At 70.1% G+C, this 23,811-nt stretch carries 17 protein-coding genes; 11 read left to right on the top strand and 6 right to left on the bottom strand.

Annotation, left to right across the window (positions count from 1 at the left end; translation table 11 throughout):
- Window positions 1-65: 65 nt before the first annotated feature.
- Window positions 66-800: a methyltransferase domain-containing protein gene (locus tag Q0R13_RS15665; protein WP_293905563.1), complete on the top strand. Its 735-nt coding sequence runs from the start codon at window positions 66-68 to the stop codon at window positions 798-800.
- Window positions 801-857: 57 nt separating this feature from the next.
- Window positions 858-1,226: a YccF domain-containing protein gene (locus Q0R13_RS15660; RefSeq protein ID WP_293905561.1), complete on the top strand. Its 369-nt coding sequence runs from the start codon at window positions 858-860 to the stop codon at window positions 1,224-1,226.
- Window positions 1,227-1,235: 9 nt separating this feature from the next.
- On the opposite strand, the gene Q0R13_RS15655 is transcribed toward Q0R13_RS15660, so the two are convergent.
- Window positions 1,236-4,262 carry an adenylate/guanylate cyclase domain-containing protein gene (locus tag Q0R13_RS15655; protein ID WP_293905558.1) on the bottom strand — a complete coding sequence of 1,009 codons (3,027 nt, stop codon included), beginning with the start codon at window positions 4,260-4,262 and terminating at the stop codon, window positions 1,236-1,238.
- Window positions 4,263-4,418: 156 nt separating this feature from the next.
- On the opposite strand from Q0R13_RS15655, the gene Q0R13_RS15650 reads away from it, so the two are divergent.
- The 5 genes from Q0R13_RS15650 to Q0R13_RS15630 all read left to right on the top strand — a co-directional run bounded on the left by Q0R13_RS15650 (window position 4,419) and on the right by Q0R13_RS15630 (window position 12,430).
- Complete coding sequence (locus tag Q0R13_RS15650) at window positions 4,419-6,641, top strand: PQQ-dependent dehydrogenase, methanol/ethanol family (protein WP_293905556.1); 2,223 nt, start codon at window positions 4,419-4,421, stop codon at window positions 6,639-6,641.
- Window positions 6,642-6,742: 101 nt separating this feature from the next.
- Window positions 6,743-7,549: an Mbeg1-like protein gene (locus Q0R13_RS15645; RefSeq protein ID WP_293905554.1), complete on the top strand. Its 807-nt coding sequence runs from the start codon at window positions 6,743-6,745 to the stop codon at window positions 7,547-7,549.
- A 113-nt stretch (window positions 7,550-7,662) separates the two neighbouring features.
- Window positions 7,663-8,349, top strand: a complete 687-nt coding sequence (locus Q0R13_RS15640; protein WP_293905552.1) for a type VI secretion system tube protein Hcp — start codon at window positions 7,663-7,665, stop codon at window positions 8,347-8,349.
- Between the two features lie 14 nt (window positions 8,350-8,363).
- Window positions 8,364-11,741: a type VI secretion system tube protein Hcp gene (locus tag Q0R13_RS15635; protein WP_293905550.1), complete on the top strand. Its 3,378-nt coding sequence runs from the start codon at window positions 8,364-8,366 to the stop codon at window positions 11,739-11,741.
- An 11-nt stretch (window positions 11,742-11,752) separates the two neighbouring features.
- Window positions 11,753-12,430: a PEPxxWA-CTERM sorting domain-containing protein gene (locus Q0R13_RS15630; protein ID WP_293905548.1), complete on the top strand. Its 678-nt coding sequence runs from the start codon at window positions 11,753-11,755 to the stop codon at window positions 12,428-12,430.
- On the opposite strand, the gene Q0R13_RS15625 is transcribed toward Q0R13_RS15630, so the two are convergent.
- Complete coding sequence (locus Q0R13_RS15625) at window positions 12,406-13,311, bottom strand: MBL fold metallo-hydrolase (protein ID WP_293905546.1); 906 nt, start codon at window positions 13,309-13,311, stop codon at window positions 12,406-12,408. The genes Q0R13_RS15630 and Q0R13_RS15625 overlap by 25 nt on opposite strands.
- A 175-nt stretch (window positions 13,312-13,486) precedes the next feature.
- Here Q0R13_RS15625 and Q0R13_RS15620 point away from each other — a divergent pair, with 175 nt between their 5' ends.
- The 3 genes from Q0R13_RS15620 to Q0R13_RS15610 all read left to right on the top strand — a co-directional run bounded on the left by Q0R13_RS15620 (window position 13,487) and on the right by Q0R13_RS15610 (window position 18,150).
- Window positions 13,487-14,482 (top strand): SDR family NAD(P)-dependent oxidoreductase, encoded by a 996-nt coding sequence (locus Q0R13_RS15620; protein ID WP_293905544.1) that lies wholly within the window; start codon window positions 13,487-13,489, stop codon window positions 14,480-14,482.
- Window positions 14,483-14,663: 181 nt separating this feature from the next.
- Window positions 14,664-17,753 carry a PAS domain S-box protein gene (locus Q0R13_RS15615; protein WP_293905542.1) on the top strand — a complete coding sequence of 1,030 codons (3,090 nt, stop codon included), beginning with the start codon at window positions 14,664-14,666 and terminating at the stop codon, window positions 17,751-17,753.
- Complete coding sequence (locus Q0R13_RS15610; RefSeq protein WP_293905539.1) at window positions 17,743-18,150, top strand: response regulator; 408 nt, start codon at window positions 17,743-17,745, stop codon at window positions 18,148-18,150. Before Q0R13_RS15615 ends, Q0R13_RS15610 begins: the two co-directional genes overlap by 11 nt.
- 14 nt (window positions 18,151-18,164) lie before the next feature.
- On the opposite strand, the gene Q0R13_RS15605 is transcribed toward Q0R13_RS15610, so the two are convergent.
- Window positions 18,165-19,436 (bottom strand): cytochrome P450, encoded by a 1,272-nt coding sequence (locus Q0R13_RS15605; RefSeq protein WP_293905537.1) that lies wholly within the window; start codon window positions 19,434-19,436, stop codon window positions 18,165-18,167.
- 230 nt (window positions 19,437-19,666) lie between these two features.
- Complete coding sequence (locus Q0R13_RS15600; protein WP_293905535.1) at window positions 19,667-20,188, bottom strand: DUF1993 family protein; 522 nt, start codon at window positions 20,186-20,188, stop codon at window positions 19,667-19,669.
- A 175-nt stretch (window positions 20,189-20,363) separates the two neighbouring features.
- Between Q0R13_RS15600 and Q0R13_RS15595 the strand changes: the two genes are divergently transcribed.
- Window positions 20,364-21,638: a cytochrome P450 gene (locus Q0R13_RS15595; RefSeq protein WP_293905533.1), complete on the top strand. Its 1,275-nt coding sequence runs from the start codon at window positions 20,364-20,366 to the stop codon at window positions 21,636-21,638.
- Window positions 21,639-21,655: 17 nt separating this feature from the next.
- Here the strand turns inward: Q0R13_RS15595 and Q0R13_RS15590 are convergent, their stop codons facing one another.
- Together Q0R13_RS15590 and Q0R13_RS15585 are read right to left on the bottom strand one after the other, a co-directional pair.
- Window positions 21,656-22,525 (bottom strand): DUF1206 domain-containing protein, encoded by an 870-nt coding sequence (locus Q0R13_RS15590; protein WP_293905530.1) that lies wholly within the window; start codon window positions 22,523-22,525, stop codon window positions 21,656-21,658.
- On the bottom strand, window positions 22,522-23,769 hold the full coding sequence (locus Q0R13_RS15585) for a DUF2252 family protein (protein WP_293905528.1): 1,248 nt from the start codon (window positions 23,767-23,769) through the stop codon (window positions 22,522-22,524). Before Q0R13_RS15585 ends, Q0R13_RS15590 begins: the two co-directional genes overlap by 4 nt.
- Between the last annotated feature and the right edge of the window lie 42 nt (window positions 23,770-23,811).

Raw genomic sequence — 23,811 nt, 5'->3', positions numbered from 1 at the left:
CCTATAACACGTTCTCGTTCCGTTTCACTGGCGCTATGGCGGGATTCAGGATGAGAAGGACGGCGATGCGTTTCAGTCTCGCCATACTCGCCATCTGTGCGCTGGCCGCGTGCTCCCCGCCGTCGACCGGCCAGGGCGCCGCGGCCCATCCCACCCATGACCAGGCCGGGTTCCCGCTGCCCGACCGGCCGGTGGCCAGTATAGTCTCGCCGATCTGGTCCTCGGGCCCCGACCGCGACGCGGCCGACGAGTCCGGCCAGCTGGTCCGCGGCCTGGGCATCCGGTCCGGCATGGTGGTGGCCGATATCGGCGCCGGCTCCGGCTACCACACCCTGCGCCTGTCGCCGGTGGTGGGGCCGCGCGGCGTGGTCTACGCCGAGGACGTGATGGAGTCCTATCTCTCCGGCCTGCGCCGCGAGGCCGCCGGCCGCGGCCTGCGCAACGTCCGCATCGTGATCGGGACGGCGGACGACCCGAAGCTGCCGCATGGCGTCGACCGCGCCGTCCTGGTCCACATGTACCACGAGATCCAGAACCCCTACGCCCTGCTCTGGCGGCTGGCCGGCGACATGAAGCCCGGCGGCCGGGTCGGCGTCATCGACCTTGACCGTCCGACCGAGCGCCACGGCACCCCGCCGGCCCTGCTCAAGTGCGAGTTCGAGGCGGTGGGCTACCGCCAGATTTCCCAGGCCGAGTTGGACGGCGGCGTCGGCTACCTGGCCATCTTCGAGGCCCCCGCCCCGAAAGCCCGACCGCGGCCCAGCGCGATCAAGCCGTGCGATGCCCCGGACCAGGATTAGGCGCGGCGGCGATTCTCCCGGACGTGTGCTACCAGTTGCGCCCCGGCGGAGCGACGCATGCGACTGTTGATGAACATCCTCTGGTTTGTGCTGGGCGGCTGGATTTCCGGGTCGCTGTGGATCCTGGCCGGCCTGATCCTGGCGGTCACCGTGATCGGCTTGCCGTGGACGCCGGCGGCGTTCCGGATGGCCGGGTTCAGCTACTGGCCGTTCGGCAAGATCGTGGTCGAGCGCGACCCCGGGGTGACCAGCGGCTGCCTGAACATTCTGTGGTTGGTCCTGGCCGGTTGGTGGCTGGCGCTGCACCACATCCTGCTGGCCGTCGCCCTGGCGGTGACCATCATCGGCATCCCGTTCGCCTGGCAGCACGTCAAGCTGGCGGTGCTGTCACTCACCCCGGTCGGCAAGGCCGTGGTCGAGGTCTGAGGCTTCGCCCTACGCCGCCTTCGCGGAGTCCCAGACGCCGTCCCAGCCGGCCGGGGGCGGGGTTTCCGCCAGGGTGCGGGCGCGGCCCAGCATCAGGGCCGAGGGGCTGTCGTCCGGGGTCGCGGCCAGGGCCGATTCGAACGCCGCGATCGCCTCGGGCCACCGGCCGGCCGCCATCGCCTCGCGGCCGCGGGCATAGGCTTCCAGGGTGACGGCGCTCACCGGCGCGTCGGCGGTCAGCACCTGGAAGATTCGCTCCGGCTGCTGGCGGCCGCGCACCTTGATCGCATCGAGCTCGCGCATCGGGTGCGCCGTCCCGACCGCCAGGGCGGTGTCCTCGCAGATCACGATGCCGACGCCGTAGATCTTGGTGATCCCCTCCAGCCGCGAGGCCAGATTCACGCTGTCGCCGATAACCGTGTAGTCCATCCGCTTGGGCGAGCCGATGGTGCCGGCCACCACCTCGCCGCTGGCGATGCCGACCCCCAGCCGCACGGCGGGGGTGCCGCGGCCGGCGCGGCGCTGGTTGATGGCCACCATCATGCCGGCCATGGCCACGGCGCTGTCGACGGCGTTGAGCTCGTCGCGGCCCGAGCTCAGCGGCGCGCCGTAGACCGCCATGATCGCGTCGCCGATGAACTTGTCGAGCATGCCGTCCGATCCCGCCACCGCCTCGAACAGGTCGGTGAAGATCTCGTTCAGCATGTCGACCGTGTCGCGCGGGCCCAGGTGCTCGGCCAGGCTGGTGAAGCCGCGGATGTCGGCGAACAGAATGCTGGCCTGGCAGGCGGCGCCGAACAGCAGCTCGTCCTCGCGGCCCATGATCTGGTCGACCACGTTCTGGCTCATGAACCGGCGCATGGCGCCCTGCAGGCGCTTCCCCTCGCTGATGTCCTCCACGATGATCAGCAGGCCGGCCTGGCCCTCGTCGGCCATCAGCGGCACGATGGAGGCGTTGGCGGAGATGGTCTCGCCGGGCACCGTCACCAGGTCGGCGTCCAGCAGGGTCTTGGGCTGACCGCTGGCCGCCACCGCCCGGATCTCGTCCACCAGCCACGGGTTGTTGGCCACCAGCGCGGCCTGGGTCTCCGGATCGCCGGCCGCCTCCGGCGCGACGCCCAGGATGGCGCAGGCCGCGGCGTTCAGCTTCACCACGCGGGCCTCGCGGTCCAGGGTCACCACCCCGCTCGACATCGAGCGCAGGATGCTGTCGTTGTAGTTCCGCTCCGAGGCCACCTCGCCGAACAGGGTGGCGTTCTCGATCGCCACCGCCGCCTGCGCCGCGAAGGCGTTCATCCGCTCCACGTCCGAGTCGTCGAACACGTCGCCGTCCAGCCGGTTGAACGCCTGCATCACCCCCAGCTTGCGGCCGTCGCGGGTCACCACCGGCGCCGACAGCACCGTGCGCGTCCGGTAGCCGGTGGCCTTGTCGACGGCCTGGTTGAAGCGGGAGTCGGCGTAGGCGTCGGTGACGTTCACCGCCTCGCCCCAGTAGAAGCAGTCGCCGGCCAGGCCCTGGCGGGCCGGGAAGCGGATCTCCCGGCTGTCGACCCCTTCGGCCACCATCGACCAGAGCTCGTCGGTGCGATCGTCGTAGAGGAACAGCGAGCTGCGGTCAGCCTGCAGGATCTGCGAGGTGACCTGCACGATCCGGCGCAGCAGGGCCGCCAGCTCGATCTCACTGGCGATGGCGACGTTGACGTCCAGCAGCTGGCGCAGCTCGCCGCTGGTCGACTCCGCGGCGTCGATCGCCCCGCCCCAGCGCTCGGCCATGATCACGATCTGGCTGAGCAGCATGACCAGCATGCCGAGCGGCAGCACATCCAGCCCCGCCCCCTTGGCCGGCAGGAACCCGTTGGCCATCAGGTCGGTGTAGATCATGGCGCTGAAGAACATCACCATGCCCAGCAGGTAGACCGCCGCGCCGCGCCGGCGCCGGATGGCGGCCACGGTCACGATCCAGAGCACGAAGGCCAGCACGCCGATGCGCACCCACAGCGACCAGTAGGCGACCTCGCTCAGCCCCATGGTCCCGTTGGCGGCGGCGGCGACCGCATAGGCGATCAGGTCGATGGCTACCACCCCCTGGAACAGCCGCAGCGGCGTCTTGGGGCTCTCGCGCGGGAACAGCTCCTCGGTGTAGGCGAGGATCGCGCCCAGGGCGACGACCACCGACGTGTACTCGATCACCCGCATGCCCAACAGCGACAGGCCGGGCGCGGCGACCAGGATCAGGTTGTCATGGCTGAACACCGCCATCACCGGCATTACGCCGAGCGCGGAAAAGGCGAACCAGAACCAGCCGAGCTCGCGGCGACGGAAGACGAAGATGATCATCCCGTAGCAGGCCAGGACCATCAGGCAGGTCAGCAGCAGCATGCTGCGCAGCCAGTGCAGCGTGGTCCACTGGTTCATCGGCTTGGCGAGGCCGAACATCGGCGCCACCTCCAGCCCGTTCTCGCGCTGCCGGAACGAGGAGACGTCCACCTGCAGGTCCATCGGCAGGCCGTCGGCGTCGATCAGCACGTCGTGCGAGCGCACCGTGGGATCCGTCGTGGCGTCGGTCGGACCGGCCACGCCCTGTTCCGACAACACCCGGCCGTTCACGCTCACCCGCGAGGCCGCGTAGACCGTCGGCACATAGAGCATGTAGCGGCCCGGCCTCAGGCCGGTGAACAGCAGGTGGTAGCTGGCCGCGCCCTGCTCGGGCAGGCTGGAGCCCTTGTCCGACCAGCTGCCGGGCATCTGCATGAAGCGCTGCGATCCGGCCGGCGGGCCGGGCGGGCCCGTCCGCCAGACAAACCGCCACTGCCCGGCGAGCGCGATCGGCGCGGAGAGCGGATGGTAGCCCGTCAGGTCCAGGCGGCCCGCGACCGGCCGCGGCGCGTCACGGTCGACGGTCTCCACGAACAGCGGCCCGCACAGCAGGCAGACCAGCGCCACGACCGCCATGGCCGTGCGCAGGCGCGCGGTCCGCGCCCGGGCCCCCGTACGCGACGCCGCATCCAGGTCCGCGCTCCGTTCGGACGCCGCCATTCCACCCCTCCGAAACCCAATATCGCATTCAATTTCGGCGGAAGTCACGCGCTCGAAAGCCGCGACCTTCGCCGATGCCGCGCCGCCGGCGGCGCTGCCCCGCTCGCCTTGTCTCCGCCGCCGGGGAATGGGAAGAAACCGGCAGGGGAGCGACGCATGCACAATCACCAGAACCGCAAATCGGCGGGCGAGACGAATTTCGGCGGCAGGGCGTGGCTGCGGGCCCTGCTGGCGGCGGGCCTGGCCCTGCCGCTGATGTTCGGCCCGACCCTGGTCGCCTCGGCCCCGAACCGCCCGGGCGCGCAGGGTCATGCGGCGATCGGCTCCGCGGCGGTCGACGACGCCCGCCAGCTGGCGGCCGACCGGGAGCCGGGAACCTGGATGTCCGCCGGCCGGACCTACGACGAGCAGCGCTACAGCCCGCTGACCGTGATCGACAAGGCCAACGTCAAGCAGCTGGGCCTGGCCTGGTACGGCGACATCGACACCGAGCGCGGGCAGGAGGCCACCCCGGTCGTTGTCGACGGCGTGCTCTACGTCACCTCGGCCTGGAGCATGGTCAAGGCGTTCGACGCCCGCACCGGCCGCAAGCTCTGGGAGTACGATCCCAAGGTCGATCGCGCGACCGGCCAGATCGCCTGCTGCGACGTGGTCAACCGCGGCGTCGCGGCCTGGAAGGGCCGCATCTACCTGGGCGCCCTGGACGGCCGGCTGATCGCCCTGGACGGCCGGACCGGCAAGGTCGACTGGTCGGTCCAGACCACCGATCCCAAGCAGCCCTACACGATCACCCAGGTTCCGCGGGTCGTGAAGGGGATGGTGATCATCGGCAACGCCGGCGCCGAATACACCTGCCGTGGCTATGTCTCGGCCTATGACGCGGCGACCGGCAAGCTGCGGTGGCGGTTCTACACGGTGCCCGCCGCGCCGGGCGATCCGACCAACACGCCCCTGCTGGACAAGGCCGCCAGGACCTGGAGCGGCGAGTTCTGGAAGTTCGGCGGCGGGGCCACGGCCTGGGACACCATCCTCTACGACCCGAAAACCGACCTGATCTATTTCGGCACCGGCAACGGCCTGTCCTGGTCCCGGGAGATCCGCAGCCCGGGCGGCGGCGACAACCTGTTCGTCTCCTCGATCATCGCGGTGAAGGCCGAGACCGGCAGATACGTCTGGCACTTCCAGGAAGTCCCCGGCGACCAGTGGGACTACGACAACACCAACCCGATGATGACCGCCGACCTGAAGATCGGCGGCAAGCCGCGCCACGTGCTGATGCAGGCGCCCAAGACCGGCTTCTTCTATGTCTGGGACGCGGCGACCGGGAAGCTGCTGTCGGCCGCGCGGTTCGCGCCCGCCAACTGGGCCTCGAAGATCGACCTGAAGACCGGCCGTCCGGTGGAGAACCCGGGGGCCCGCTACACCGCGGCCAAGGCCGTGATCGTCTATCCGGCCCCGCTCGGCGCCCACAACTGGCACCCGATGTCGTTCAGCCCGCGCACCGGCCTCGTCTACATTCCGGTGACCGAGAACTCGACCGGCTTTGCCGGCGTCAAGCCCGATGGCTTCAAGACCAACTCGCGCACCTACAACACCGGCACGGTCTCGTTCTCAGACGAGATCACCAGGCTCTACGCCCAACCGGGCGCCCCGGCCCGGGGCAATATCCGCAGCTACCTGCAGGCCTGGAACCCGGTCACCGGCCGAGAGGCCTGGCGGGTCCCGGACAAGGACTACGGCGCCTCCGGGACCATGGTCACCGCCAGCGACATCGTGTTCTCCGGCAACTGGAGCGGCGAATTCACCGCCCTCGACGCGCGGACCGGCCAGCGGCTCTGGGCCGGCCCGACCCAGGCCACCGTCGTGGCCGCCCCGTCGACCTACACCATCGCCGGCGAGCAATATGTGGCCATCCTGGTCGGCGCCCGCGGCCTGCCGCCTGGCCAGGCGCGGACCAGCGCGGTCAGCGCCAACAACTCCCGCATTCTGGTGTTCAAGCTGGGTGGCCAGGCCCAGTTGCCGAGCGCCGCGGTCAAGGCCGCCGGCGCGACCTCGCACACCCTGAACCCGCCGCTGATGAGCGGCACCAACGAGCAGGTGATCGACGGCCAGGCCATCTACGGCCGCTATTGCTCCGGCTGCCACGGCGCCGGTGGGGTGGCCGAGAAGACCATCCCCGACCTGCGCTATTCCACCACCCTGCACAGCCTGGCCGACTGGAACGCCATCGTCCTGGGTGGGGCCCGCGCGGACAAGGGCATGGTCTCGTTCAAGTCGATCCTTGCGGACGGCGAGGCCGAGGCGATCCTCCACTACATCGTCAGCCAGGCCAACAAGGACAAGGCGACCGAGGAAGCGGCGGCGAAGACTGGGCGTTAGGGCGCGCATCGCTCAACCGGCCGCAGGGACGCCTTAACCCCTCAGGCGCTAAGCTGCTGGCGCGGTTCGCGACGTCCGTGGGTCGCGGGGGAGCTTGAACCATGCCCGTCAACACTGCCCAGGTCCTGGCCGCGCTGGCCGACGACGCCTATGGCGCCGATCCGGGCGCGCATGAGCCCATCGGCTTCACCGCCTTCGATTTCGCGGGCCTGCACATGCATGATGGGCTCTACACTCACGGCCATGGCGCCGCGGCGGTGTCGACCGGCATGCTGGACGGCCAGCAGGTGATGGTGGTGGCGTTCCGCGGCACCGACGGGGCGCACGACTGGATCAGCGACGTCACCAACATCGATGACCAGTACGGCGCCTTCAAATCCCTGGTGAAGGCGGTGGAGCAGTTCGCCGACGCCGGCGGCAAAGTCGTGCTGACCGGCCACTCGGCCGGCGGGGCGATGGCCCAGATCTTCATGTCCGAGCACCTCGGCGACGACCACTATCGCGCGGTGACCTTCGGCTCGCCCGGCGCGCTGCCCGAGAAGCATGTGTTCGGTGTCCACGCCGATCCGCGGATCACCAACTATGTGGTCAGCGACGACCCCATCGTGGTCCTGGGCGAGCATCGCGGCGACCTGATCGGCGATGCCGTGAAGACGGTCGGCGGCCTGTTGGGCGGCGTCCTGCAGGAGTTCGCCAGCCTGACCCACATCTCGCTGGGCGGGCTGTTCTCCAGCGCCAAGGCGATCGCCGGCGACTATGTGAACAACGGCATCACCGTGACCCTGCCGGGCGCCGGTCCGGCGCTGTCGGTCCACACGGCGCTGACCACCGGTCTGAGCGAGCACGACCCGGCGACCTACGTCGCCCTCACCGGCGCCAGCACGGTCTTCGAGCCGCACCTCTGGTGACGTCGCGCGTCGGCGGGATCGTGTTCGTCCAACTTTGATATCCCGCAGAGGGCGTATCGGATTGACACAGGCGCATTAGGCGTCTGCGGTGGATGTCCAGGTGGGGACAGGCCATGGCGTTGAAGTATTTCCTCGAGGTCGAGGGCCTCAGCGGCTCGTCCACCGCGGAAGCCTTCCTCGGCGCCTTCGATGTCATCCGTTTCTCGTTCGACGTCACGCACACGGATGAGAGCGCGATCGGAGGCGGCTCCTTCGGGATCAATACCTATGGGGGGCTTCGCATCACCCTGGCGAATGAGGCCGGGCTGACCGCCTTCCTCGACCTGGTGGCGACCCAGCATCGCACCAGCAGCGCCTCGCTGATCGCGGCGGGGCCGATCAGGGGCGAGCTGCAGGAATTACAGCGGATCAATCTGTCCAACGTCGTGGTCTCCGAGGTTTTCGAGACCAACGGCAGCGGGTTCGTCGTGGTGCTGAACTACCACGAGATCGGCTTCGTCGATCAGCACCAGAACCCGGACGGCACGCTCGGAACCCCCGACACCTTCGGCTTCGACCCGGGGCTGGTCACGACCGTGCCGGTTCCGCCGCCGGCCCATCAGGGGCCCGGGATCACCGCGGTGACCGCGAACCACTATTTCCTGCTGGTCGACGGTGTGGACGGTGGCTCGACGGACCCGCACCACCTGGGCTGGTTCGACCTGCCGATCGCCGTCTTCGACGTCACGTCGCTGTTCACGCGCGCCCGGGCAGCGAGACCACCGATCGGGCCGACTTCAACCCGCTGCAGGTCGACCTGAACAGCGATGCGGGGTTGACCAGCCTGCTGGCCAAGGCCGCGACCGGCAACACTATCGCAGGCGTCCGTATCGAAGGCGTCAGCCTGACCGGTCAGGTCGTCTACAAGCTCGACCTCGCTGACGTTCATGTCACCCGGGTGCTGGACACCGAGAACCCGGGCTACGAGGCGAACCTGGAGTTCGGCCGCATCCAGCTGGTGACCAGCGGTCAGAATGCCGACGGCACGCTCGCGCCGGCCCAGACCTTCACCTTCAACGTCGCCACCAACAGCACGAACATCGGAACGCTGCCCACGCTGACGCCCGGCGACACCGACACGCCGCGCGGCGCGGCGACCTTGTTCCTGGAGGTCGAGGGCCTGAGCGGCCCCTCGCACGTGGTGGGCCACGCGGGCGCCTTCAACGTCCAGCAGTTCGGCTTCCAGGACGACCATCCCTTCAACCCCGTCGTCGGCGGCGGCGCCGCCGGTCTCCCCAGTCTGTCGCCGTTGTTCGTCAGGCTGAAGGATGACGCCGGCCTCACGGACTTCCTGAAGCTGGTGTCCACTGCCCAGCACACCTCCGCCGTCTCGCTGGTCGGGACCGGCAATGCCGACGGCAGCGAATCCGAAGCCTTCCGCATCAACCTCGGCGACGTGGTGGTGACGACGGTCAAGGAATCGCTCAGCGGCGGCTACGATGTGCAGCTCAGCTACCGCCAGATCGGCGTCATCGAGCAGACCCAGAAGGACACCGGCGCGGCAGGGGTCCCGCTCACGTTCGGCTACGACCTCGATCAGGCCAAGGCGATCGCGCCGCCGCCGGCCGCCCATCCGGGCGTCGCGGTCGACAGCTCGCAGGCCACCCACTTCTTCATGCTGGTCAACGGCGTCGACGGCGGGTCGACCGACGCGCACCACGCCGGCTGGTTCGAGCTGGCCAGTTTCGACTATGACGCCTTCGCCAAGGCCGCCAGCGGCGGCGTCGGAAAGGTCGCCTACGATCCGCTGTCGGTGGTGCTCCAGGACTCCTCGGGCATCACCAACCTCCTGCAGAAGCTGGCGACGGGCCAGTTGATCACCGGCGTCCGCGTCGAGGGCGTCACCGACGCCGGCGCCACGGTCTACAAGCTGGACGTGGCGGACGTCCACGTCGCCAGGCTCGAGGACAGCCAGCGCGACGGCTACCAGGCCAGCTTCGACTACGGCCGCTTCCAGCTCGTCACCAACGGCCAGGCGGCCGACGGCAGTCCGGGGCCGGCGCAGACGTTCGCCTGGGACGTCGTCGCCAACAGGCTGGGCGTCGGCGCCCTGCCGACGATCGCGCCCGGGGATACCGACCCGCCGGTCCCCGCCTCGACCTTCTTCCTGGAGGTCTCGGGCCTGGGCGGCCCCTCGCACCTCGTGAAGTTCGACGGCGCCTTCAGCGTGTCCTCGTTCGCCTTCGAGGCCGACATCCCGACCAGCGCCGCTGGCGGCGGCAGCACCGCCGGCAAGCCGCATTTCGGGTCCGTGCAGGTGACCTTGCCCGACGAGACCGGGCTGTCGTCCTTCCTGCAGCTGGTGTCCTCCGGCCAGCACACCCCCGCCGCCTCACTGATCGGCGCCGGGGTCCGCGGGGGCCAGCTGATCGAGGCCTACCGTCTGAACTTGGCCAATGTGGTCGTCTCCGAGGTCCATGAGAACTCGGACCACGGCTATGTGGTCACCCTCGACTACCGCGAGATCGGCGTCGTCATTCAGACACAGAACCCGATCACTGGCGCGGCGGGCGCGCCGCAGACCTTCGGCTACAACATCGATACGGCCAGGTCCGAGCCGCCGCCGGCGCCGGCCACGCCCGATCCGGCGACGGACCCGCTCACCTCGCCCAACCACTACTTCCTGCTGATCGACGGCGTCGACGGCGGCTCGACCGACACGCGCCACGTCGGCTGGTTCGACCTGACCACCTTCGACTTCGACATCAAGGCGCTGCTCGATGCGGGCGGCGCGGCCAGCGGCAAGACCAACTTCGCCCCGCTGTCGGTCGGGCTGAACAATGTGGACGGGCTGACCGACCTGCTGGCCAAGCTGTCCCTGCACGGTCTGATCGCCGGCGCCCGCGTCGAGGGCGTCGGGGCCGATGGCCGCACGACCTACAAGCTCGACGTCGCCGATCTCCACGTGGTCAAGGTGCAAGACACCGGCGCCACCGACGCGGTCAGCCTCGCGTTCGGCCGCGTCCGGCTGGTCACCCACGGCCAGAAGTCCGACGGCAGCGCTGGCCCCGACCAGGTCTTCACCTGGAACGTGACTACCAACAGCGCCAACATCGGCACGCTGCCCGTCATCTCGCCGGCCACCCACGTGAACCATCCGCCGGTGGGGGACCCGGCCACGGCCACCACGGCCGAGGACACCGCCCTGATTGGCGTGGTCACCGGCTCCGACCCGGACGGCGATATCCTGTCCTTCGCCCAGGTCGACGGCCCCGCCCACGGGACCCTGACCCTGGGCTCCGACGGCGCCTACGCCTACACGCCCGCCGCCGACTACAACGGCCCCGACAGCTTCACCTACCGGGTCTCCGACGGGACCACGAGCTCCGACCCGACCACCGTCAGCCTGACGGTCACGCCGGTGAACGACGCCCCGGTGGGGGTGGCCGACACCGCTGCGGTCAAGGAAAACGCCAGCGTCACCATCGACGTCCTGGCCAATGACACCGACGTGGACCTGGGCGACAGCAAGACCCTGGTCTCGCTCTCGGCCACCGCCCTGGGCGGCCACGTCAGCATCGTCGGCGGCAAGGTGGTCTATGTGGCCGACGCCGACCGCTTCGACCTGCTGCGCACCGGCCAGAGCAGCATCGACAGCTTCAGCTACACCCTGCGCGACACGGCCGGCCTGACCAGCACCGCCAGCGTGCAGGTGACCGTCTCCGGCGTCGCCGACGGGCCGACAAAGACCGGCGGGGCGGGAAACGACAGCCTGGCCGGCACGGCGCTGGACGAGAAGCTGGACGGGGCGGGCGGCAACGACACCCTCGACGGCGGCCCGGGCGCCGACACCCTGGTGGGCGGGGCCGGCAACGACTCCCTGGTCGGCGGGACCGGCATCGACAGCCTCTCGGCAGGCGACGGCAACGACACCCTGGTCGGCGGGGCGGGCGACGACGTCCTCTCCGGGGCGCGGGGCAGCGACCTGTTCATCTTCGGCCCCGGCTCCGGCCACGACATCGTCATCGACTTCAAAAACGTCGAGGACGACATCCGCTTCGTGGGGTCGGGTTTCACCGGCTTCGCCGACATGGTGGCCCACAGCGCCCAGGTCGGCGCCAACACGATCATCACCACGGCGGCGGGCGACAGCGTGCAGCTGAACAACGTCCTGCTGACGTCCCTGCAGTCCGCCGACTTCCTGTTCGCGTGAGGACCTTCCAGATGACCTTCAAGCGCCTCGCCCTCGGCCTAGCGGCCGCCGCGGTCCTCACGCTGCCGGCCCGGGCCGATGTGGCCAACCCCAGCTTCGAGACCGGCGACCTCACCGGCTGGAGCTTCACAGACGGCTTCGTGGAGGTCGTGACCGACGCCGACGACGCCACCGGCGGCGCGGCGCCGTTCGGCGAGCACTTCACCGCCCCCGACGGCCGGTACTTCGCCCACCTGACCGCCGGCTCGGACGCCACGGACTTCGCCGTCTACACGACCCTCAGCCAGACCTTCGACATCCTCGGACCATCGAGGATCTCGGGCGACGCCGCGTTCCTGGCCTTCGACACCCTGCCGTATGACGACGACGCCTATGTCCGCATCTTCGATGCGACGACCAGCCATCTGCTGTTCGCCTCCAGCGTCGCCGCGGTGGGCGACAACGGCCACACCGACTGGACGTCGTTCACCAGCGGCCGGCTGGGGGCGGGGACCTATACGATCGAGGCGGGCGTCCGCGACGGCCTGGACTTCGGCTTCTCCAGCCAGTTGCTGCTGGACAATATCCAGATCAGCGCCGCCGCGGCGCCGGAGCCGGCCGGCTGGGCGCTGATGCTGCTGGGCTTCGGAACCCTGGGCGCGACGCTGCGCCGCCGGCGCGCGGCTTACTTGCCGCCCGCCTCCGCGTAGAGCCCGTCGGTCCGCATGGCGTTCCAGAAGCCGGCCGGGAACGGCCACAGGTCGTCCAGCTTCAGGCTGGCGACCAGCTTGTCCTTGGGCGTGCTGGCCTTCACCTGCGCCCGCGCCCGGTCCAGCAGGGTCGCGAGCTTGCCGCGGAACGCCACCACTTGGGCGCGGGTGAAGGGCTCGGCGCCGTGGCCGGGGATCGCCTGGTCCCAGTCCAGCTTCAGGGTGTCGTCCAGCGAGGTGATCCAGCCGGCGATCGAGGCGCCGCCCGCATAGTCGAAGTTGGGGTTGGCCGCGTTCAGTTCGTCCCCGGTGGAGACCGCCTTCAGGTCCGGAAAGTAGACGATGGTGTCGGCGTCGGTATGCGCGGCCGCGAAGTGCATCAGCCGCACCGTCTTGCCGCCCAGGCCGATGGTGTAGGTCTGGGCGTAGGTGACGTCCGGCCTGGCCGGGGCGGTCAGGGTCGGGTTGTTCGCCGGCGGCGTGAACTTGTCGAGCTCGGCCGGCAGGTTGCGCTGCGCCACCACCTTGGCCCCGGCGGCCAGGAACCGGCCGGTGTTGCCGGAGTGGTCGGCGTGGTGGTGGGTGACGACCAGGTACTTCACCGGCTGCGGGCTGACAGTGCGGATCTGCGCCATCAGGTCGTCGTAGAAGGTCTGTCCGGGGTTCTTGCCATCGACCACTATGAGACCGGCCGACGTCACCCGCACCGTGGTGTTGCCGCCGCCGCCGGTGACCATGAACAGGCCGGGCTTGACCGCCTTGATCGCCTGGGGGGCCGGCGGCGGGGCCGCGGCCGCCGGGGTCTGCGCCTGGCCGGCGGGCGCGGCGAGGACCAGGGCCAGGAGGGCGGCCGCGGCCGCTGGAACGGGACGAAGTCTCAAGGGGCGTCTCCTTTGGCCTGCCGCCAGGGCCGGCGGCGGATGCGATCCCGCGCCCGCATCGATGTCAAGCGCCCGGCCGCGCATCAGGCGCGGGGCGCCGCTTGACGCTACGTGACCGCTTACGCCTCCCGCCCGCCGCGCTTAGTGTCCCGTCCCACAGAGCGGGAGGAACGCCATGAAGGACTTCGCGGGCAAATTCGCCGTGGTCACCGGCGGTGGCACAGGCATGGGGCGCGAGCTGGCGCGTCAGCTGATCGCCGAGGGTTGCAGCGTCGCCATGTGCGACGTCTCCGAGAAGAACATGGCCAGGACCATCGCGCTGGCCACCGCCGACGGCATCCCGCAGGGCGCGAAGATCACCGCCCACCTGGCCGACGTCTCCGACGAGGCCCAGCTGATCCGCTTCCGCGACGAGGCCGTCGCCGCCCACGACATCGACCGGCTGCACCTGCTGTTCAACAACGCCGGCATCGGCGGCGGCGGCTCGATCGTCACCGGCGAGCGGACCGAATGGGAGCGGACCTTCAACGTCTGCTGGGGCGGGGTCTATCTGGGCGTGCGCACCTTCCTGCCGCTGATGCTGGCCGCAGACGAGGCGCACATCGTCAACACCTCGTCGGTCAACGGCTTCTGGGCCAGCCTGGGGCCCAACGTCTCCCACACCGCCTATGCCGCGGCCAAGTTCGCAGTGAAGGGCTTCACCGAGGCGCTGGTCACCGACCTGCGGCTCAACGCCCCGCACATCAAGTGCTCGGTGGTCATGCCGGGCCACATCGGCACCGAGATCGCCGCCAATTCCCGCAAGGTGATCAATAATTCCGACGACGATGCGCTGTCGCCGGAGGAGATCGCCCGCGCCCGCAAGCGCATGGCCGCCATGGGCATCGAGGTCGACAAGATCCCGGACATGGCGCTGCAGGCCATGGTCGCCGAACAGGCGCGGCGCTTCCACGACGACGCGCCGACCACCGCCGAGGCGGCGGCCACCGTCATCCTGGACGGGGTGAAGGCCGAGCGCTGGCGCATCCTGGTCGGCGACGACGCGCACCGCATGGACGAACTGGTCCGCGCCGACCCCGAGCAGGCCTACGAGCCGGCCTTCTTCGAGACGCTGTCGGCCGCCGTCGGCTGGCGGCTCAACAACATCGCGGCGGCCCGGGCTCCGGAGTAGGCCGGCGGCGTGGCCAATTGGCGCACCGGCGCGACGGAATCGCCAAGCCATTGAAATTGTTGGCGCCCTGAACGTCTGAGGACGCCGGTAAGTCGATAGGCTTGCGCCTGTTTCCAGGTCGCCAGCGTGTTTGATTAACCGCGAACGGCGAAGGTGGATCCGACCTCTCGGAGCCCGCTTCATGTTCAAAGTCCTGCTTTGCGTGACGATGCAGCACAATTGGTGGCTGGTCGTCGTCGCGGCGCTGGTCTGTGTTCCCGCGACCTTCGCGACCTTCTTCCTCTATTCGAAGGTTCCGGCCTTCCCCCTGGCCCGGCGCTGGGCGTGGCTTTCCATGACCGGCGGCGTCGCCGGATCCGGCATCTGGACGACGCACTTCGTCGCCATGCTGGCCTTCCGGACCGGGCTGCCGACCGGCTACGCGGCCCTGCCGACCCTGGGGTCGCTGGGCGTGGCGACGATCGGCACGACGCTGGGCTTCGCGGTGGCGTCGGCGGAGGGGCCGCGCCCGCGCCTGACGCTGGTGGCGGGCGGCCTGATCGTCGGCCTGGGCATCACCTTCATGCACTACGTCGGCATGGCGGGCTATCGGACGGCCGGAGTCCTGCACTGGGACGCCGTCTATGTCCTGGCCTCGGTCCTGGTCGGCGCCGCTTTCGCCACCCTGGCGCTGTGCGTGGCGCGGACCGGCGCCGGGCCGAGGCGCCAGGCGATCGGCGCCGGCCTCCTGACCCTGGGCATCGTCGGGATGCATTTCACCGGCATGACCGCGGTGACCATCGCGCCCGACCCCGGTGTCGCCGTGCCGGCCTCGCTGATGTCGGACGGGGTGATGGTGGTCGCCGCCGTGGCGGTGACCGCGCTGATCCTGCTGATCGCCACCGGCGGCGTGGTCTTCGATTCCGCCAGCCGCAATGGCCATCTCAGGCGCCTGCGGGAGGCGCTGGACGTCATGCCGGAGGGCCTGGCCTTCTATGACGCCTCCGACCGCCTGGTCGCCTGGAACACCCAGTACGCCGACCTCTGCCGCATCTCCGGGACGGCGCTGAACGTCGGCATGCCGTTCGCCGAGATCCTGCAGTCGAGCATCGTCCACGGCGCCTATCCGGAGGCCGTGGGGCGCGAAGCCGCCTGGCTGGCCGAGCGCAAGGCCGCGCGCTGGAACGAAGCCCCCAGCCTGACCCAGCGGACCGCGGCCGGCCGCTGGCTGCGCGTCACCGAACGGCGCACCGCCGACGGGGGCACGGTCTCGGTCAGCGTCGACATCACCGACCTGAAGCAGGCCGAAGCGGCCATGGGCCTGGCCCGCGACAAGGCCGAGGAACTGGCGCGGCGGGCCAATGTCGCCGAGGGCATCGCCGGCCTGGGCCACTGGCGGCTGGACGCGGTGACCCGGGAGATCACCTGGTCGGCGCAGATGTATCGGATCTATGACGTCGCCCCGGATGTGCCGCTGGACCTGGCGGCGCTGCTGGCCATGACCCACCCCGACGACGCGGCCGCCTCGGCGGCCCGGCTCGAACGGCAGTTCGTCACCGGCGAGACCGACGAGAATTCCTTGACGCGCATCGTGCGCGCCAGCGGCGAAGTGCGCTTCCTGGCCGGCAATTCGTCGGCCGAGCGCGGGCCGGACGGCGGCATCGTCGCCATCATCGGCACCATCGTCGACGTCACCAATCAGAAGGCGGCCGAGCTCGCGGTGGCGCGGAGCGAGGAGCGCTTCCGCCGGCTCGCGGTCAATGCGCCGGACATGATCAGCGAAAGCACCCTGGACGGGCTCATGACCTATATGTCGCCGGCCAGCCTGGCGATCACCGGCTTCACGCCGGAGGAGCTGGTGGGCCGCAGCTCTTTCGACCTGATGGAGCCCGAGGACGCCGAGCGGGTGCGCGAGATGTGCGCCGCGGTGTTCGCGTCGAAGGGCAGGCTCGCCGCGTCGCCCGTCGAGTTCCGCGCCCGGCACAAGGACGGCCGCGAGCTGTGGCTGGAGTGCAAGCCCACCCTGGCCGCGGACCCCGCGACCGGCCGTTTCAGCGGGCTGAACGATGTCATCCGCGACATCACGCCCCGCAAGGTCCTCGAGGCCCAGCTGCGGCTGGCCCAGGCCGAGGCGGAGGCCGCCGCGACCGTGAAGGCCGACTTCCTGGCCAACATGAGCCACGAGCTGCGCACGCCGCTGACCAGCATCATCGGCTTCACCGGCCTGGCCGCCGAGCAGGCCGATCTCACCGAGCTGACCCGTGACTATATCGCGCGGGTGGGCAATGCCAGCCGCGCCCTGCTCTGCACGGTCAACGACATCCTCGACTTCTCGAAGCTCGAGGCCGGGCAGGTGAGCATCCACCCCGAACCCGTGGCGCTGGCCCGGCTGTGCGGCGCCACGCTCGACCTGTTCATGCCGCAGGCCGGGGCCAAGGACCTGAGCCTGACCCTGGACGGCGATCCGGCCGGGGAGGCGCTGGTCGTCGCCGTCGATCCGGACCGCGTCCGCCAGATCCTGCTGAACCTGGTCAGCAACGCCGTGAAGTTCACCACCACCGGCGGGGTCACCCTGCGCACCCGCTATGACGCGGCCGCCGCGCGCCTGCGCGTCGAGGTGGCCGACACCGGCGCCGGCCTTGCGCCGGAGCAACAGGATCGGCTGTTCAAGCGTTTCTCCCAGATCGACGGCTCGCTGACCCGGGCCCAGAGCGGCACAGGTCTCGGCCTGGCGATCTGCAAGGGCCTCGTCGAGGCCATGGGCGGGGCGATCGGCATCGAGAGCCGGGTGGGCGAGGGCAGCCGGTTCTGGTTCGAGGTCCCCGCTCCGACGGCGTCCCTGCCCGGCGCCGCGACCGGCGCTCCGGCCTCCGACCAGATCAGCTTCCCGGGCGTCCGGGTCCTGGTGGTCGACGACAACCCGGCCAACCGCGAGCTGGCGCGCCTGTTCCTGGCCGGGGTAGGGGCCGAGGTCGCGGAGGCCGCGGACGGCGAGACGGCGGTGCGGATGGCGATGGAGCTGCCCTACGACGTCATCCTGATGGACGTGCAGATGCCGGTCCTGGATGGCCCTGGCGCGCTGCGGCGGATCCGCGGCGTGCGCGGACCCAACGACGCCACGCCGATCCTGGCCTTCACCGCCGACGCCGAAGCCGACGCCAGGGCCCGGCTCACCGGCCTGGGGTTCGACAGCATCGTCGAAAAGCCCGTCACGCCCCAGACCCTGATCGCCGCCGTCGCCCGCGCCACGGCCTTCGCCGAACAACTCGAGGAGGGCTGGAATGCCGCCTAGACACTGTATTCTGGTGGCCGAGGACGACCACGACGTCCGGGAACTGATCCGCACCCGCCTCACGGCGCTCGGCCACGACGTCCATACCGCCCGGAACGGCGCCGAGGCGCTGGCCCGCATCACCAGCGTCAAGCCGGCGGCCATGGTGCTGGACATCAACATGCCGGTGGTGGACGGGTTCGGCGTCCTGGAGGAGCTCCGTACTCGGGGCTGCCTGTTCCCGGTCCTGGTGCTGACCGCGCGCCACGCCGCCGACGACGTCCGCCGCGCCGTGAGCCTGGGCGCCAAGGACTACCTGACCAAGCCGTTCAGCGAAGCCCAGCTCCAGGCCCGCGTCGCTCGCCTCCTGCGCGCCCCGGCCGCCGTCCCGCCGACCAGCGCCCTGGTCGGCGACTAGGGCCGGCGGGATTCCTAGTTCCGCCGGGGGATCACCACCGGCATGGTCTCGTAGCCCTTCACAAAGCTGGAATAGACCCGCTTCGGCTCACCCACGAGTTCGATCGCCGGGAAGCGCTTCAGGATCTCTTCCCAGATGATGGTCAGCTGCAGCTCGGCCAGCCGGTTGCCCACGCAGCGGTGGATGCCGAAGCCGAACGAGATGTGCTGGCGTGGCCGCTCGCGGTCGATGATGTAGTCGTTGGGCCGGTCGATCACGGTCTCGTCGCGGTTGCCCGAGACGTACCACATGACCACCTTGTCGCCCTTGCGAATGGTCTTGCCCTGGAACTCCACGTCCTCCAGCGCCGTGCGCCGCATGTGCGCCAGCGGCGTCTGCCAGCGGATGGTCTCGCTGACCATCGAGGGGATCAGCTCCGGGTTGGCGCGCAGCTTGGCGTACTGGTCGGGGTTCTGGTTCAGCGCCAGGATCGAGCCGGAGATGGTGTTCCGGGTCGTGTCGTTGCCGCCGACGGTCAACAACACGACGTTCCCGAAATACTCGCGCGGCTCCATGTTCCGGGTGGCCGGATTGTGCGCCAGCATCGAGATCAGGTCGCCGGCCGGCGGGGCGTTGACCTTGGCGTTCCACAGGCCGGTGAAATAGGCGTGGTACTCGCCGAAGATCGCCATCTTCTGCTCGATCGACTCGACGATGCCGCCAGGCTGCGGCGCGGCGGTGACCACGTCGGACCAGTAGGTGATCTTGCGGCGGTCTTCCTGCGGCGCGTCGAACAGCGTCGCCAGGGTCATGGCCGTTAGCTCCTTCGACACCAGGTCGACCCAGTCGAATTCCTGGCCGATCGGCAGGCCGTCGAGGATCGCGGCGCAGCGCTCGCGGATCTGCGGCCCCATCGCCGCCAGCGCGGTGGGGTTGACCGCGGGCGTCACGGCCTTGCGCTGCACGTCGTGCTTGGGCGGGTCCATGGCGATGAACATCGGCAGCGGGTCCATGTTGGCCTGGCCGCCGGCGATGGTGATCCCGCCCTTCATGAAGTCGCTCGAGAACCGCCCGTGGTCGGTGTCGATCGCCATGATGTCGTTGTACTTGGTGATCGACCAGTAGGGGCCGAACTCGTGCTCCTCGCAGTAGTGCACCGGGTCCTCGGCCCGCAGGCGCTCGAAGATCGGCCACATGGCGTCGGCCTGGAACAGCGCCGGCTGGGCGGGGTTCAGCTTCGCCAGCGGCAGCGCATAGGCCTGCGCCCGCGCCTCAACCAGACCCATCAGATTGCCGTCCGCAGCCATAGCCGTTCCTCCGAGCGTTCTGGCAAAGTGAACACCGATAAGATGGCTTTGACCAGCATCAGCATGGACCGTCCACGAAAAACCAAATCCTTCCCCCTAGGGTGGAAACCATCCCCGACGCCGCAGGCGAGGGTCGATGGGGGAAGTGCGAGCGCTGACAGTCCCGTCACATCCCCCATTGTCGCCCGGCTTCGCCATTGGCGACATTTCCCCCGTGTCGGGGGAAAGTCTTAAGCCGGCACAGGCATCGCGCCCGCCAGGTAGTCCATCTTGCCCAGCGGCACGCCCTGGCTGCGCAGCAGGCCGTAGGCGGTCACCATGTGGAACAGGAAGTTCGGCAGCGAGAACTGCAGCAGGAAGTTGCGCGCCGTGAAGGTCATCGTCCGCCCGGGCAGCGGCAGTTCGACGGTACGGCTGTCGTCGCCCTCCACGGCGGTGCGCGAGACGCCCTCGACGAAGGCGATGGTCGTGGCGATCCGGGCCTTCAGCTCTGGCCAGGTGGTCTCGGTATCGGGGAAGCTGGGCGCCGTCACCCCGGCCAGCCGGGCCGCGCCGCTCTTGGCCGCGTCGCTGGCTAACTGGATCTGCTTGGTCAGCGAGCCCATGTCAGGGGCCAGCCTGGCGTCCAGGTATCCGGCGACGTCCGCCCCGCTGGCGGCGGCATGCGCCTCGGCCTTCGCGATCCAGACCTCCAGGTTGCGCAGCATCTGCAGGTAGACCGGGATCGAGGCGTCATACAGCGAAAGGGCCATCAGGCTCTCCAGGGAAGGCTAACGAAGGCCGTCACATGGGGCGCGCCGGCGCCAGGCGCCAGCGCATATCGCCCGCCACTTTCGCTGGATTATCGCAATTCACTTGCGAAGCGGCCCGCGGTTCGGCGTCATGGTGGGAAAGGCGCCCCAGACGCGCCGTTCTGGAGGATCGATCATGGCCGACGGCTCTACCCAGGTTCGGCGCGCGGCGCAGGCCGACGCCTACGCCCAGCCCCTCGAAGCCCTCAACCCGGCCCAGTCCGACCTGTTCGCGGCCGACGCCATGTGGCCGATCTTCGACCGCCTGCGCGCCGAGGACCCGGTCCACTACACGCCGCGGGGCGAGGTCTACGACGGCTTCTGGTCGATCACCCGCTACAACGACATCATGGCCGTCGACACCAACCACCAAGTGTTCTCCTCGGCCGACGGCATCGTGCTTCAGACGCTGGAGGCCAAGGCCGAGTCGGAGAAGCGGCCGCGCGGCTCCAGCTTCATCGCCATGGACCCGCCGCAGCACGACGTGCAGCGCAAGACGGTCAGCCCGGTCGTGGCGCCGGCCAACCTGCAGGCGATGAGCCCGATCATCCGCGCGGAGGCGGGCAAGATCCTGGACAGCCTGCCGATCGGCGAGACGTTCGACTGGGTCGACCTGGTCTCCAAGGAGCTGACGGCCATGACCCTGGCCACGCTGTTCGACTTCCCGCAGTCCGAACGGCGGACGCTGACCCACTGGTCCGACATGTTCACCAACGCGCCGGGCTTCGGGCCGGCCAAGAGCTGGGAGCACAAGCGCGCCGAGGCCGACGCCTGCTTCAGCCGCTTCACCGAGCTCTGGAACGAGCGGGTGAACGCGCCGCCGAAGTTCGACCTGGTCTCGATGATGGCCCACTCCGAGGCCACCCGGCACCTGGGCCTCACCGATTATCACTCCAACGTCGTGCTGCTGATCATCGGCGGCAACGACACGACACGGAACACCATCTCCGGCTCGATCTACGCCCTCAACAAGAACCCGGACCAGTACGAAAAGCTGCGCGCCGACCCGTCGCTGATCACCTCGATGGTCTCCGAGACCATCCGCTGGCAGACCCCGCTGGCCCACATGGCCCGCACCGCCACGGAAGACTTCGAGATGGAAGGCAAGACCATCCGCAAGGGCGACCGCGTGGTCATGTGGTACGTCTCGGGCAACCGCGACGACAGCGTCATCGCCGACCCCAACACCTACAACATCGAGCGTGAGCGCCCGCGCCAGCACCTGTCGTTCGGCTTCGGTGTCCACCGCTGCGTCGGCAATCGCCTGGCCGAACTCCAGCTGCAGATTATCTGGGAAGAGATCCTGGCCCGCTTCCCCAGCGTCGAGCTGGTCGGCGAACCCCTCCGCTCCCATTCGGTGTTCGTGAAGGGCTACGAAACCTTGCCGGTGGTGATCCCTCGCCGGAACTAGGCGGTGTCGGCCTGGCCCTAACCGGGATCGAGGCGTATCCGGCGCAGCCAGCCTTCCAGGATGGCGAACGCGCCGAAGGCGATCAGGCCGACCGCGGTCAGGCCCAGCATGGTGCGCCCGAACGGCCAGGTTATCAGCAGCTCAAGGGCGCCGCCCAGGCCGCGCGCCTCGGACGCCCGGGCGTGCAGTCCCGCGCTGGCCAGCAGCAGCCCGGCGGGCAGCAGGGCCACGCCGCGCCCGAAATAGCCGATCCGCGCCACGCCGCCGGCCAGGGTCCGGGTCTGCGGTTCGCAGTCCAGGCCGTGGCCGAAGTGGCCGAAGGCGGCGCGCGCGACGCTGCCCGCCCCCGCCGTCAGGACGAACAGACCCATGGCGATGACCATCGCCGCGCCGAACGGCAGGTCCAGCAGCCTGGCCACGAAGGCGCGCGTGGCGGCCTGGTCGTCAGGGTGGTGCAGGTCGGTCATGGTGTCCATCAGCCCGAACACCGAAACCGCGAGGCCGCCGTAGGCCAGGCCGCTGATCGCCTGGCCGGCGCGGCTGGCCAGGCCCTGGGCGGTGCGGCCGCAGCGGTCGACGTCGAAGATCGCCTGCAGCGCCCGCCAGCCGGCGAAGGCGTAGAGGCCCAGACCCACCAGCCACAGCAGCACCAGCCCCGCCGGCCACTGGCCCCAGGCCTCCAGCGCGCCCAGGGCGCCGCGCGCGTGCGGGCTCAGGCGCATGGCGGCCATCAGGGCGATCACGCCCACGCTGAGGTAGACGGCGCCGCGGGCGAGGTAGCCGACCCGGGCGGCGGCCTCCAGGAACGCCGTCCACGGCCGTTCGCCGAACCGCCGCTGCAGACGGGCCAGCGGCGCGCCGAGGTGCGGCAGGCTGAGCGCCTTCATGCCGCGGCGGCGAGCGCGAACCGACGGCAGTGATCCAGGTAGGCCGCCTCGTGCACCGCCACCAGGTCGACGACGCTGGACCACAGCCAGGACGGGGCGTCGAGGGTTCCGGTGCGCGCGCGGTTGAGGTCCGCGCGCCAGGCGTCGCGGGTCGGTCCATCCATCTGGCGCCCATGCGCGCGGCCGACCACGCCGGCCAGGTAGCGGGCGAGCGCCGTGGCCTCGCCGCGGGTCAGGCGATCAACCTCGATCTTCAGGTCCTGGGGCATCAGTTCGCGCAGCACCACGGGCCGGTCCAGCAGGCGGGCGGCCAGCATCCGCTCGCCCAGGTTCGGCGACAGCGCGCGAGCGCCGGTGACCACGCGCACGGCGTTGTCGCGCGGCGCTGCGATGCCCTGGGCCCGCGGCGCGGCGGCCTTCACCGCCTCCTTGACGTCCACCAGGCATGACGCGGCCTTGTCGCCCTCGCCGACCCGCAGCATGGCCGCATAGCGCAGCCGGCCCAGCGAGCTGCAGCCCTTGACCCAGTAGGCGGCGTCGACCAGGGCCACCGGCGCCTGGTCGTCGCGATGCTTAAGGCCGGTGATCATGGCGTGGACCGCTTCCTGGGCGAACAGCGCCTCCAGCGCCGCCCGCTCGTCGCCGGCCAGCGGCCAGAACTTCTTGCCCAGCGGCAGCTGCGGCTCGACCGTGGCCAGCCGTTCCTCGGCCAGGTGGCGCCAGCGGCGGCGCACGGAATGGCTCAGCAGGCTCTGGATCGCCGCCGGCCGGTTGCTCTTGTCGCCGGGCCGATCGAACCGCGCGGCCAGCGCGGCCTCGTAGCCGGCCGCCAGCTCTTCCAGGATGTGGGCGGTGGTGACGCCCGGCAGGTCCGAGCCCCGCGCGGCCGAGGCCAGCGAAAGGCCCAGGCGGATCAGGTCGTGCGCGGGATTGCCGATCACCGTCTGGTCCAGATCGCGGATCTGCACCGCCACCCGGCCCTTGGCGTCGGCCAGCGGCCCCAGGTTGCCGACGTGGCAGTCGCCGCAGATCCAGACCGGCGGGCCCTCGGGCACGGCGCCGGCGCTGTCCTGCAGCCACTCGTAGAACCGCACCGTGCTGCCGCGCACATAGGCGTGGGCCGAGCGGGCCATCTTCATGTTGCGGGTCTCGGCCAGACGCGCCGCGCGAACCGCCGGGTCGGCGCCCGGGTCGTTCGCGGGATCCGGCGCCATCGTGATGGCCACCTTCGGAGGCTTGGTCATGCGGAGTTCCCCGAGCCGGCCCTGCGCGGGCGCATGGACACG

Origin of the sequence: Phenylobacterium sp. (assembly GCF_025351295.1) — a bacterium.
GTDB lineage: Bacteria > Pseudomonadota > Alphaproteobacteria > Caulobacterales > Caulobacteraceae > Phenylobacterium.
This window is presented reverse-complemented; position numbering and strand designations above follow the sequence as displayed.

Bases quoted from the DNA above. Each gene is read 5' to 3' on its own strand.
- Q0R13_RS15665 (WP_293905563.1), top strand. From the start codon at position 66: ATGCGTTTCAGTCTCGCCATACTCGCCATCTGTGCGCTGGCCGCGTGC.
- Q0R13_RS15660 (WP_293905561.1), top strand. From the start codon at position 858: ATGCGACTGTTGATGAACATCCTCTGGTTTGTGCTGGGCGGCTGGATT.
- Q0R13_RS15655 (WP_293905558.1), bottom strand. From the start codon at position 4,262: ATGGCGGCGTCCGAACGGAGCGCGGACCTGGATGCGGCGTCGCGTACG.
- Q0R13_RS15650 (WP_293905556.1), top strand. From the start codon at position 4,419: ATGCACAATCACCAGAACCGCAAATCGGCGGGCGAGACGAATTTCGGC.
- Q0R13_RS15645 (WP_293905554.1), top strand. From the start codon at position 6,743: ATGCCCGTCAACACTGCCCAGGTCCTGGCCGCGCTGGCCGACGACGCC.
- Q0R13_RS15640 (WP_293905552.1), top strand. From the start codon at position 7,663: ATGGCGTTGAAGTATTTCCTCGAGGTCGAGGGCCTCAGCGGCTCGTCC.
- Q0R13_RS15630 (WP_293905548.1), top strand. From the start codon at position 11,753: ATGACCTTCAAGCGCCTCGCCCTCGGCCTAGCGGCCGCCGCGGTCCTC.
- Q0R13_RS15620 (WP_293905544.1), top strand. From the start codon at position 13,487: ATGAAGGACTTCGCGGGCAAATTCGCCGTGGTCACCGGCGGTGGCACA.
- Q0R13_RS15615 (WP_293905542.1), top strand. From the start codon at position 14,664: ATGTTCAAAGTCCTGCTTTGCGTGACGATGCAGCACAATTGGTGGCTG.
- Q0R13_RS15610 (WP_293905539.1), top strand. From the start codon at position 17,743: ATGCCGCCTAGACACTGTATTCTGGTGGCCGAGGACGACCACGACGTC.
- Q0R13_RS15605 (WP_293905537.1), bottom strand. From the start codon at position 19,436: ATGGCTGCGGACGGCAATCTGATGGGTCTGGTTGAGGCGCGGGCGCAG.
- Q0R13_RS15600 (WP_293905535.1), bottom strand. From the start codon at position 20,188: ATGGCCCTTTCGCTGTATGACGCCTCGATCCCGGTCTACCTGCAGATG.
- Q0R13_RS15595 (WP_293905533.1), top strand. From the start codon at position 20,364: ATGGCCGACGGCTCTACCCAGGTTCGGCGCGCGGCGCAGGCCGACGCC.
- Q0R13_RS15590 (WP_293905530.1), bottom strand. From the start codon at position 22,525: ATGAAGGCGCTCAGCCTGCCGCACCTCGGCGCGCCGCTGGCCCGTCTG.
- Q0R13_RS15585 (WP_293905528.1), bottom strand. From the start codon at position 23,769: ATGACCAAGCCTCCGAAGGTGGCCATCACGATGGCGCCGGATCCCGCG.